Annotated in this window: 11 protein-coding genes; 6 read left to right on the forward strand and 5 right to left on the reverse strand. The window is 59.9% G+C overall.

Annotated elements, in window-relative coordinates; all coding sequences use genetic code 11:
* Positions 1 to 32: 32 nt before the first annotated feature.
* Positions 33 to 488: a transposase gene (locus tag Enr8_RS19085; protein WP_146434531.1), complete on the reverse strand. Its 456-nt coding sequence runs from the start codon at positions 486 to 488 to the stop codon at positions 33 to 35.
* Positions 489 to 856: 368 nt separating this feature from the next.
* On the opposite strand from Enr8_RS19085, the gene Enr8_RS19090 reads away from it, so the two are divergent.
* A complete protein-coding gene (locus tag Enr8_RS19090; protein ID WP_146434533.1) occupies positions 857 to 1,564 on the forward strand; it encodes a hypothetical protein in 708 nt (235 codons plus the stop codon).
* 324 nt (positions 1,565 to 1,888) lie between these two features.
* Here the strand turns inward: Enr8_RS19090 and trpD are convergent, their stop codons facing one another.
* Positions 1,889 to 2,908, reverse strand: a complete 1,020-nt coding sequence (gene trpD / locus Enr8_RS19095; protein ID WP_146434535.1) for an anthranilate phosphoribosyltransferase — start codon at positions 2,906 to 2,908, stop codon at positions 1,889 to 1,891.
* 201 nt (positions 2,909 to 3,109) lie between these two features.
* On the opposite strand from trpD, the gene Enr8_RS19100 reads away from it, so the two are divergent.
* The gene (locus Enr8_RS19100) at positions 3,110 to 4,054 is read left to right on the forward strand and encodes a nucleoside hydrolase (RefSeq protein WP_146434537.1); all 945 of its coding nucleotides are present in this window, start codon (positions 3,110 to 3,112) and stop codon (positions 4,052 to 4,054) included.
* Between the two features lie 290 nt (positions 4,055 to 4,344).
* On the opposite strand, the gene Enr8_RS19105 is transcribed toward Enr8_RS19100, so the two are convergent.
* Positions 4,345 to 5,466, reverse strand: a complete 1,122-nt coding sequence (locus tag Enr8_RS19105) for a S1C family serine protease (protein WP_146434539.1) — start codon at positions 5,464 to 5,466, stop codon at positions 4,345 to 4,347.
* Positions 5,467 to 5,658: 192 nt separating this feature from the next.
* Positions 5,659 to 6,060, reverse strand: a complete 402-nt coding sequence (locus Enr8_RS19110) for a TraR/DksA family transcriptional regulator (protein ID WP_146434541.1) — start codon at positions 6,058 to 6,060, stop codon at positions 5,659 to 5,661.
* Between the two features lie 555 nt (positions 6,061 to 6,615).
* On the opposite strand from Enr8_RS19110, the gene Enr8_RS19115 reads away from it, so the two are divergent.
* The 4 genes from Enr8_RS19115 (at position 6,616) to Enr8_RS19130 (ending at position 10,487) form a co-directional block, all read left to right on the forward strand.
* Positions 6,616 to 8,400, forward strand: coding sequence for an FHA domain-containing protein (locus tag Enr8_RS19115; protein ID WP_146434543.1), 1,785 nt, complete (start codon positions 6,616 to 6,618; stop codon positions 8,398 to 8,400).
* Between the two features lie 164 nt (positions 8,401 to 8,564).
* A complete protein-coding gene (locus Enr8_RS19120) occupies positions 8,565 to 9,167 on the forward strand; it encodes a hypothetical protein (protein WP_186767744.1) in 603 nt (200 codons plus the stop codon).
* Between the two features lie 136 nt (positions 9,168 to 9,303).
* Positions 9,304 to 9,960 (forward strand): hypothetical protein, encoded by a 657-nt coding sequence (locus Enr8_RS19125; RefSeq protein WP_146434547.1) that lies wholly within the window; start codon positions 9,304 to 9,306, stop codon positions 9,958 to 9,960.
* Positions 9,957 to 10,487: a hypothetical protein gene (locus Enr8_RS19130; RefSeq protein ID WP_146434549.1), complete on the forward strand. Its 531-nt coding sequence runs from the start codon at positions 9,957 to 9,959 to the stop codon at positions 10,485 to 10,487. Before Enr8_RS19125 ends, Enr8_RS19130 begins: the two co-directional genes overlap by 4 nt.
* A gap of 84 nt (positions 10,488 to 10,571) precedes the next feature.
* Here the strand turns inward: Enr8_RS19130 and Enr8_RS19135 are convergent, their stop codons facing one another.
* A complete protein-coding gene (locus tag Enr8_RS19135; protein ID WP_146434551.1) occupies positions 10,572 to 11,435 on the reverse strand; it encodes a universal stress protein in 864 nt (287 codons plus the stop codon).
* Positions 11,436 to 11,538: the final 103 nt, after the last annotated feature.

Genomic DNA, 11,538 nt, shown 5'->3' on the forward strand with positions numbered 1-11,538 from the left:
CCATTAGAATCCCCAAGCCCCATCGGGGCGATCTAATCCCAGACGAAACGTTCGTCCAACTCCACACCATGCCGTCGACAGATCTCGCGAAACTCCGCTTGAAAATCGAATCGACGGTGGTGCTCGACTTGATTTCGGATGTAGTCGACAACATCAGGAACCTTCGATTCGCTCACCGAAAAAACGCCGTATCCCGCCTGCCAACCGAAATCGTGATACCCGGCCCCTTTCGACTTCAACCATTTCGAAGACGCGGCCTTCACCTTGGCGACGATATCTGCCAACGTCGTCGTTCGCGACAACAGGAACAAAAGGTGGACGTGATCTTCAGCGCCGCCGACGATTTTCGGTTCGCAATCGGAACTGGTTAGGCAGGTTGCGAGATAGGCGTGAAGCTCTGTTCGAATTCCCTCATCGCGAAAGAACGCCTGGCGACGTTTCGTCGAGAATATGAGATGACACCAGATGCGCGCCAGCGATTGCGGCATGGTCGGCCCCTTTGGCGATTCCCGTTAGATCGCCCCGGTGGGGCTTGCGACCGATTGGGGCCTGCTGACCCAGGGCTGCGTCGCTGACGCGACTCCACCCTGGGCTACTTTAGATCGGCCCTTTGGGCTTGGGGTCATTGGGCGTGACGCCGCTGCCACGGCGACTCGGTGCGGGCATTCCGATCATGACTTGTTGAATCTCCACCGCTAGCAGCGCCAGCCTCCCTGCAACTCTTCTTTACCGGAGAACCCGGCAAAATCGTTCAGGTCGAGCCTCTGCGTTGGCCGATGCAAGAGAAGACGCCAAGCATGGCGCGGCTGGCGGTTGCTAGCCGACCCTTGATCTACACTTGCGAATCCGGCTCCCCATGTGGTGCGAACATTGCCGCCAAGACGTAACTCCCATCGCTGCGGCGGAGGATGCGCGCATCCTCTGCGGCCGATGCCAGAATACGTTGGAAGCGAAGCCGGAAGCTCCCCCGTCGCTGCGGATTGATACGCTCCGCCTGCAGGAAGATCTGCAAACGATCGATCGCATCGTGGCGATGATGGGCCGCGAACCGGCGAAAGAAAAAACGCCGATCCCCTCCCCTGACCCGCCGCCGCGCGAACCGGCCGCTCCCCAAGCGCCCGCACCGCCGCGACCGGCCCGCAAAAAACTACGGGGGCCTCGCACGTCGATCTTCTCGTGGCTGGCGACCTCGCTCGGCTCGATCATGCTGGTCTGCGGCCTGGTGCTGCTGGGCTGGGCGATGTTTGAACCGCGGCCGATTTTGTCGTTGGTCGGACAACCGCTGACCGCCGTGGGAATCGCCGCGATGCTGGTCGGCGTCGTCTTCCAACTCGACAGCGTGATGCAAACCAATCGCCGCTTGCATCGCCAACTGCATGAGGTCAAAGAAGAGCTAGAAGACCAAAAAGCGACGACCCGCCTGGCCGGCTCTTCACATTCGTCGCCGGGTCAAAACTTCTACCTGCACATGGCCGAAGGCGCCAGCCCGCACGTATTGCTGGCCGACGTCAAAGGCCAACTCGATCTCTTAGCCACACAAATGGCCGGCCAACGCGGGCGATAGGGTCCTCAACAGTAGCCCGCAGCGCCAGCGAGGGAAATGCGGCGTGCATTCAATGACGAACCAGGCGCGATGATTTCCCCAATCGCCACCAACTTCCAAGGCCCGGAGGGCCGTCCTAATCTAGCCTGGGGCGCAGTCGCACATTGCGACGCAGCCCCAGGTCGGTGCGTTCAATTGATCGTTGACGCCGAACTGGATCGTCCTTCGATTTGGGCCGCCCCTCCGGGGCTTTAAGTTGGACTGGACCATTTCCAATTCCCACGAATGGCCTGATCACGTCTGCTTCGACCTGCCTGGGCCACCCAACTGATCGCCTGAACCTGCTTACGCGCCCTTGTGCGAAAGCTCCGCCAACTGCTGCAGCTTGGCCAGCGCCGCGCCGCTGTCGATCGCTACGTCGGCCATGGCGGCGGCTTCGTTGGGGCTGCTTGCTTTTTCGGCGGTCCAGATGGCGGCGGCGGCGTTCAGGACGACGATGTCGCGCGATGGGCACTTCTCTTTGTTTAAGACGCGACGAATCATCGTGGCGCTTTCTTCCGGATCGGCGACCTTCATCGTCTCAAGACTGTCAACCGGAATGTCAAAGTCGCTGGGGCTCCAGTCCCATTTCGCAAGCTGATCGTCGGCGGCGAGCGTCACATGCGTCTTGCCGGTCAGGGTCACTTCGTCCAAGCCATCTTCGCCGGTCACTAAAACCGCACGGCGCACGCCGAGCTTCAGCACTGCGGCCGCCATCGGATCGCGCATGCCAGGTCGGCCAACGCCGAGCAATTGGTACTGCGCTTGGGCGGGATTGCAGAGCGGGCCCAACAGATTGAAGATCGTCGGCACGCCCAAACTCTTGCGAACCGCCGAGACGTGACGCATCGATTGATGCGCCAGCGGGGCGAAACAGAAACAGATGCCGATCTTGTTCAGGCAGCGTTCGATCTGCGGCACGGTCGCTTCGATGTTCACGCCCAGCTTGGCCAGTACGTCGGCGCTGCCGGTCTTGCTGGTGACGCTGCGATTGCCATGCTTGGCGACCGGAACTCCGGCGGCCGCCGTCACAATTGCCGCGGCGGTGCTGATGTTGAAGGTGCCGCTGCCGTCGCCGCCGGTGCCGCAGGTGTCGATCACGTCGGTCCGGTCGGTCTGAATCGCGGTCATGTTCCGCCGCATCGCGATCGCGGCGCCCGCCAGTTCGTCGACGGCCGGACCTTTGGCGTTGATGCCGGTCAACAGCCGGGCAATCTGGTCATCCGGCCAAGCGCCCTGCATGATCTCGTCGATCGCCGCCGCCATTTGGTCGACCGTCAAATCGCGGCCCGCTTCCAGTTCGTTCCAGATCGCTTCGTTTCCCATTCGCTTCCTCGCCAAACTTTGCCAATCGAGGATTGATTCTACCGACTCGCGGGGCCGGCTCCCACCCGCGTTCGACTGCACCTGCCGACGGCATTCTGATATAAATAGAGTGGGCAGGCCTTGCAGGAGGCGAGACAAGATCGTCTCGCGAGGCGAAATTTAGGACAATTACCGCTGCGAGCGAGAGGTCGAAGATCGACTATGGCCAGGAAGGTTATCATTGACTGCGATCCCGGGATCGACGACGCCGTCGCCCTGATGGTCGCCCTGTTCGACGCTGAATTGGACGTGGTTGCGGTCACCTCGACCGCCGGCAATGTCCCAGCCGATCAGGCAGGACGCAATCTACAGGGCCTGGTCGAGCGTCTTGATCCGCCCCGTCGCCCCCGCATCGGGGTAGGTACGGGACCGAAAACGGCGCCGCCGGTCGACGGAACCGACCTGAACGGGACCGATGGCTTGGCCAACTTAGAACTGGTCGTCTCTTCGCTACACCAGCGGCACCCGGCCGAGAAACTGATCTGTGACGAGATACGGGCCGCGCCCGAAGAAGTGACGCTGGTCGCTTTGGGCCCGATGACCAACATCGCCCGAGCCCTGCAGCGCGATCCGATGATCGCCGCCCAAATCGGCCGCATCGTCATCATGGGGGGCGCGTACAACGGCATCGGCAACGTCACCCCAGCCGCCGAGTTCAATTGCCACTTCGATGCGATGGCGGCCCGGACCGTCTTCAAGTCGCGCACCACCAAGACGCTGATTCCGCTCGACGTCACCCGTCAGGCGGCGTTTGCTCTCGACCTGCTCGATCAACTGCCGAACATCGAATCTTCGCCGGCGTCGCAGTTGCTGCATCAATTGATTCCGTTCGTCTATCGCAGCCATCGTCAGTCGCTGGGGATCGAGGGGATTTATTTGCATGACGCCGTCGCACTGGCGGCGGTGCTGCATCCCGAGTTCTTCGAGATGGAAGAGATGGCCGGCGACGTCGAAACGACCGGCGAGATCACCTTGGGCGCCACTGTCTTCGATCGCCGCGAACATCGCGCCTGGGCGACCAACATGGAAGTCGCCTCGAAGATCGATGTTCCCCGGGTGCAGGATTGCGTCATTCAAGGACTACGCGCCGCGATTCGGGGAACGTAGTGAGACCGATGTAGCGACTGTCTTGAACGTCAAGCGGTTTTTACGTTTTCCCCCATGCGTTTTGGTGCAGCGGAGCGAAACCCAACGATGCGGTCGCAAGAACAAGATGGGTTGCGCAAGCGAGTCTCGGCGAACAAGCGAAACAACTTGTGTTGCGCTTGCTCCACCCACCCTACAAATACTTGGCGAAACCTATCTGGTGCGCCACTGCTGGCTTGTCCAGCAGTGTGTAGCGCGGGCGCCGTTGTCACGTCTTCCTGGCAACGGCGCCCAAAATCGCTGGCAGTCCTCTACTTCACCGACGAGTCGCGGACGGCTAGTTCCAGTTCGACAACCATCAGCTTGCCATCGCGGTAGAGATCGACCGGCAGCTTGACGCCTAGCGGCGACAGACTGACGACGTTGACCAGGTGCGAGTCGTCTTCGATTTCTTGGTTGTTGAACCGCACAATGACGTCGCCGACCAGGATGCCGGCCGCGTCGGCTGGCGAACCTTCGGTCACGCCGTTAACGCGGGTTCCCTTCGCCATCGGCAGACCCAACATCTCGGCCTTCTTGCTGTCGTACTGCGAGTCGAGCACGACTCCCAGAAAGGCCCGCGAGACTTTGCCGTCGTCGATCATCTGCCGAGCGATGTTGAGCGCCGAGTTGATCGGAATCGTAAAGCCGATGCCGTCGTTGCCCCCCGAGTTGCTGGCGATCGCCGTATTGATGCCGATCACTTCGCCCCGCATGTTGAGCAGCGGACCGCCGCTGTTGCCGGGATTGATGGCGGCGTCGGTCTGCATGAAGTTCTGAAACTTCAAACCTTGGCGACCTAATTGCAGATCGCGACGCCCCTTGGCGCTGATGATGCCATACGTAACCGATTGGCTGAGTCCAAACGGACTGCCGACCGCCAGAACGAACTCGCCGATCTCGACATCCGAGCTATTGGCGACTTGGGCCGGCACCAGACGATCGGCTTCGACCGCCATGGCGGCGACGTCGGTTTCGCGATCGGTCCAGACTTGCGTCGGGCGCAAGATGCGGCCGTCGTCGAGATGGATCTTGATATCTTGATTGGCGGCCTGACTGATCACGTGGCGATTGGTCAGGATGTAATGCTTCTTGTTGTGGAGAATGATGACGCCGGAGCCGGCTTCGTCAACGATGCTGCCGCCATAGGCGAGCGACTCCCCTTCTTTCTTCCGCGCTTCGATATGCACGACCGAAGGACGGACGTAGCGACAGACCTTTTTCAGCAGGTTGCCATGCGTTTCGATCTCGGCCACTTCCGCCAGAATCGCCTGACGGAGTTGATCGCGCGGCGATACCGCTTGTTCTTGGGAAAGCGCGAGACTGGAGAATGGTACGCACAACAGCAGGGTCGCGACGATCGCGAGAGTCATACGGGATTTGTGCGTGTTCATGTAAAGCCATCCTGCGCTGGAAGCCGCCGAAATAGTGATTCTCCGTCGAATTCTAGGCTGTACTGAGGTGAACGCAAGTCTTTCGTGCGGGCGCCTGTCGACGTAACCCCGGGCAGCGCATAGAAAAAGGCGGCCTGCCGCAGGGGCATACCGCCTTCTTGTTGTTCGGAATATCGCGAAGCGGTGGGCCGCTTAGATCGAGACTTCGTCAGAGTTCTGGAGCCAGCTGACGCCATCTTCGCCCAGTTCTTCCAACTCGCGTTGGCACTTGATGCAGAGCGTAGCGTAGGGGAGCGCTTGCAGGCGAGCGACCGGAATCTTGCAGCCGCAACCTTCGCATTCGCCGAAGGAACCGCCCCGAATCCGCTCGAGCGCTTTGTCAATTTGCGCCAATTCGCGACTTTCGACTTCGGCCAGTTGCGAACTCAATTCGTCTTGAGCGCTGTCGAGCGCGAAATCGACGACGTCTCCAGCGGTTTGCTCAAGCTCTTTCAACATGCTCAAGTCGCCCGCGAGAGCCTTGCGGAGTGCGTCGCGGCGCTTCAACAAGATCTCCTTCGTCTTGTCAATGAAGTCCGTTCGTGATTTACCCATGGTGGTCACCTTCGTGTGGCGGAAACCGTAGCAGGTGGACTCAATACGATTGTGGGTCCGTCAGTTTCCGAAATTGGCCTTGCCCATTCTCGTCATTGCCAAGAGACCGCCCTGTCGAGGGGATCGACATCACGGTTTCATGCGTAACGAAAATATAGTACCGGTTCGGAATAGGGGAAGTCTTCAAATTCCAAATTCTCTCAGGTCGCTCCGAATTATCGGTTCACCATCATAAAATACGAGGGAGAAAGGGGTTCGGTTCAAAGATTCGGGTTGATTTCCTGGAGAAAATTTGCTTGCGAATCTCTTCTTTTTTTCTCTTGGGACACTTTCGCCCACGCGTGTTACCGTCATCGACCAATCGGAGAAACCGATTCAAGCCGTTTTTCGGAAATGCCGGCTGATTTCTTGAGGCGCACCGCCGTGGCAGGCGGGCCCGTTCTTTGACCGTCGCCCAGAGGTGAGCTATATCCCCTTATCGCGGCTGGGTTTAGTCCTTCAGATCCGGCGGCAGCTTCCTCCCCCAAAGCCTCGGTCAAGACGTTAGGCGACGCTATGGTTACGCAAGTCGATTTGCTGCAATCTCCCTTACTTGGCAAGCCGCTGAGCCCGCTCGTGCTGCGCGTCGAAGGGACGGAACGGGACGGTCAGGTCGTACAGTTGCAGCGGACCAAATGCGTCATCGGCTCGGCCGCTAGCTGTTCGCTTCGATTGACCGCCGCCGGCATCCAACCGCGTCACTGCGTGATCTGGCGGGGCGCGGCCGGCATGGTGCTGCAGCGGATCGACGGCGAGGTGTTGGTCAATGGACAAAGCGTGCCGGAGTCGGCCCTGGTCCCCGGCGATCGGATCACGCTCGGCGCGGTCAGCTTTCGCATCGATCCCGAGTCGGCCGAAGACCTGCAGCCGCAGAACGAACGTCGCGTGCAAACGCTAGAACGTCGTCTGGGCGAAATCCGCGGCCGCAATCGTCGCCGCATGCACCGCCTAGTCGATATCGTCCGCCAGTCGATGCGCACCGACGCCACGACGCCGACGCCGGAACCGGCAACGGACCACAGTGATGCTGGCCATAGCAACGCCGAAATCGAACAACTGCAACACGACCTGCAGCAATCGCGCGAGCAGAGCGACGCCCAGATCGCCGACCTGCGGCAACAACTGCAGACGCTGCTACAGCAAAACGAAGAGCTGCAGTCGGCGATCGAGAACGCCGCCGACCATGCAGAACCGGTCGAAGCCGAGCATCTACGGCAAGAGCTGGCGCAGATTCAACAAGCCAGCGAAGTGCGAGTCGCCCAGCTCGAACAACAGCTCGACGCGTTGCAGCAAGAGAACCAAGCGCTACAGGCCAACAGCGGCGGCGCAACGCCCGCCGATCTGATCGAAGCGCAAGAGAAAGCGCAGCGCGACGTCGCCGACGCCAACGAGCGTCTGCAGGTGTTGTCGCGCGGCTGGTCGCAGCGCGAACAAGAGTTGATGCGGCGGATCGAAGAGTTGGAAGGAATGTCGCAGAAGCTGACCGATGCTCCCGCCCAGTTCGAGTCGAGTCCGCCGGAAGATCGCTACGAAGAAGAGGAAGCGCCGGAAGAAGACGAAGAGGAAGTCGCGCCGCCGCAACCGACCTCGCAAACCAGCGTGGCCGACGTGCTGGCCAAGTTCGGCTTTGATCCGCATGCCGAAGAGGACGAAGAGGAAGAGGAGTACGAACCGACGCCTCCCCCCGTCTCGGAGAGCTACGCAGAAGAGCCGACGCCTGGGGCGAACGCCGATGACGATGACGTCTCGATCGAAGAATACATGTCGAGCCTGATGAATCGCGTCCGTGGTCGCGAAGCCGAGAAGGCACAAGGCAACGCCAAACCGGAACCGCCCAAGAAGCCCGAACCGCCCAAACCGGTCGAGCAACAGACGCCGCTCAACTTCGGCGAGTTCATCCCGTCTCGGAAAGCGCCGGAGCAAACTTCCGACCTGCGAGCCTTACGAGACCTGGCGAATCAATCGGCCCGCTCGGCGATCGACGTCCATACGCTGAAGCGGTGGAGCAACATGTACGTTACCAAGGTGATCGTTTCGGTCGTCGCCTTTGTGACCGCGATCTGCTTGTTGATCGAAACCGATAGCCTCGTTTCGCTGCAGTTCCTGGGCGCCGCGATCGGGATCATCATCTCGATCTTCTGGGCCTTTCAGGCGGCGATCGTCTACGGCCAGGTCCGCAGCGCCCGCAAAGTGGTCAATTCTGAGGAAGTGAAGATCCTCGATCCTCACTCCGCCATGCCGTTTGACGCCGGCGAAGTCGACCCCGAACAGCTCCGCGATCAGCTCAACAAATCGGAATAGTCCGATCGGTTATCGCATTGAAGGCCGTAAGCTCCGCTGGCGGCCTTTTTTCGTTCTTGCGGCGCCGCTCGCTTGCCTCCGATTCGCAATCGTCTCTAAAATTGATCAGGAAGCGGCGTCGTGGGCGTCGCCACCGGTCGATGGATTGCGGATGGGAACCAACGATGCGCCTACTTTTTTGCCTATCGATAGGGATGAGCCTAGTCCTGGCCAGCGTCTCGTCCGCGCAGGTGGTCCAGTTGCCAGAGCTCCGCAACTTCTCAGTCGGCACGTCGGTACTGGTTCCTGATCGGGGCGCCACGTATGGCGGCGGCGTGATGCGTCGCAGCGAGACGAGCGGCCAAGTTGGTTCGTTGACCTTTCCCAGCGGCCGCAGCATGTCGACCGGCACGTCGGCCTCCAACAGCTGGGTCCACGCTTACATTCATCCGACGCCCGCCGAAATGGATGAGATCTTGCTGGGTAAGCCGTCGACGGTTGATCCCACTTCCTCGAACTCTCCCCTGCGAATGATCGGCGCCGCCCGAGAGCCGGCGACCGGCAGCCTGGCGGCGATCCGCCGGCAACTATCGGCCGAAGACGCCGCCGCCAACCGCAAGGCGATCAAGTACGCCGATATGGCCGAAACCTGCGTGAAGCAAGGCAAGCTGAACATCGCCAAACTCTTCTATCGCTCGGCGATCGATACCGCGACGGGCGAATATCAGCAGCAATTGCAAACGCGGCTCGAGCAGATCGAGATGCGCTCTTCTGGAGCGAATCGGTAACCAGGAATTACTGAACACTTCGCGATCCTTTCCAACGCCTTTCGTTAAGTTTTCTGGAAGGGGCTTTGGCGTTTTGATGCGAGATTGGCGATCCCGTATACTCGTGTTCTTCTTCGCCGATTCACGAGAACGCACGATGACGACTGCCAGCGAACTGTCCCCCAATTCCAACTCCAACGTCTGGGAACCGATGCCCCGCGACAAGTGCCCGCGACTCGCCACCGCCGGCTCGATATTCTCCGGCGTTTCGATGCTCCTCCTGCTTTTCGGCGGGCTCATCTTGTCGGTCTTCCTGTGTACCAAGGTGCTGGGCCGCCCTGCCCCGTTGCTCCGAGATCCCGTATGGTGGGTCTTGGCCGCCGTGATGTCGCTCGGTCCGCCGATCTTTTTCGAGTGGAAGCTTTACCAGCGGCATCGCAGCAAGCGACTGTCGATCAACGCAGAGGAGGTCCGCTTTGGCGGCTCCAGCGTCCAACTGGCCGACTTAAAGAGCATTTCGACTGGCCAGTTCCAAGGATTCATGGAACGCAACTTTTCGACCCTTGAGAAAGCGGCCGTTATCGCCTCGAACCCGATTACCGCGTCGGCCAAGATTGAGGGGGCGAAGGCGGGCCGACAACAACTGCGCGATTACAGCCTGACGCTAACGAAGCATGACGGCAAGCAAGTTCATTGGATCGGCGCGCTGGCCTACTTCAAAGAAGAAGACCTGAAAGCGTTCTTTCACGCGCTGCTAGAGCGAAAGCCGGAACTAGAACTGCAAGCGAAACCAAGCGAGACCTCATCCACGTGAATGCAGACATCGATCCCAAAAAGCTGACGCCGAAATCGCCGATTTCCGAAGTCGCCTGGCGACTGTGGGAAAAAAAGAATCTGAACATCCATCGCGGTGTCGTCGAATGGCATGTCGATCAACCGTTCGAGTCGGTTCATGATTTGGCGACGCATATTCGCACCGGCGTGAAAACCGAATTTAGACCAGGCTGGTTGCGTGGGTTTGGCTTTGGGACAGTACTGCACTTTCAATCGCTATCGCCCGATTTTGCTCAGATTTGCCAACATATCGATGGGCGCAATAAGAAGAATGGCGTCTGGCAGTGGGCCGTTCTGCAGTTTGATGACGACAAGGTTGCGATTGGCGTTCACACTTGGATGCACGGATATCTGCATCCTGTCTACGAGTCGATCTTAGCCCGACTGGAAGCGAACGGTTACCAGTGCAAGTCAACTGATGCCGAGGTCGACAAGCTGATCGCCACGCTCACCAAGATCCACGACTATTGCAGTCCGGTTCAGTTGGTGGCCCGTTTCATCCCGTAGCTGCGATCGCACTTGCAGTCGTCTGCCGGATCTGATCCGCGTCGTCGATTGGCGACGACGCGGTCTGCGATCCTGCGGAGACGCTTACTTGTACAAGAACAATAGCGTCTTGGCGTTCTCCAGCATCTTGTTGGTCGACGACCCAAACAGCGCTTCGCGGAAACCGCCGCTGCCGTAGGCGCCCATGATCACCGTGCGGGGCGCGATTTCGTCGATCACTTCCGACAATTGGTTGACGACGCTGCTGGTCAACTTGGTCGGATGCAACGTCGCTTGGACCTGATGATAACGGAGCAGTTCGGCCGCTTCGTCGCAGTGCCTTTGGGCGACCGCCAGATCGCGATCGACGCTGACGACGTGCACCTTGGTCTCGGGGCGACGCAGCCGCAGCAGCGTCCACATGTGCAGCGCGTGCGACGCGGGGATGCTGCCGTCGTAGCTGATCACCACCGAGTCGTTGGTCGGCGCCTCTTTCGGGAAGACGATCACCGGCCGGGCGTTGTCGAGCAACAAGCGGCGAACCGTCTCGCTAATCGTCTTGTGCGTCTCGTAGTGGAAGTTGGTGTCGTGACCGATCATGATCACGTCGTGGGTACGCGATACCGCTTCGATCTGTTCGTACGGTAGACCTTCACTACGGACCGCGGTATGCGGTACGCCCGCTTCGACGCAGTCAGCCTCGAACTGGCTGAGGATCGCTTCCGCTTCTTCGTTCGCCTTGGCGAGCAAAGTTTCGTCGCGATCTTTCTTGTAGGCCCCGGCGCCTAGCGGCACCGCCATCGGTGCGCAGATGTTGGGAGTGTCGACAACCGCCACGCCGGTCAGATGAATCGCCACGCTCGGCATGTCCTCGCGCTGATTGTGGTCGCGACAGAATCGAATGGCCATTCGCTTGGCGGTTTGACTCGCTTCGCTGGCGTCAAGCGCCAGTAGCACGCTGCGGATCATCGAATCATTCCTTTCTAGCCCCGGTCAAACAATTGCTCGCTCAGCTTTCTGCCGGCGAAGTTCCTCTTGATTCGACCTGTTGGGCGGCTATGGGATACCGCAA

The sequence above is a fragment of the Blastopirellula retiformator genome (assembly GCF_007859755.1).
GTDB lineage: Bacteria > Planctomycetota > Planctomycetia > Pirellulales > Pirellulaceae > Blastopirellula > Blastopirellula retiformator.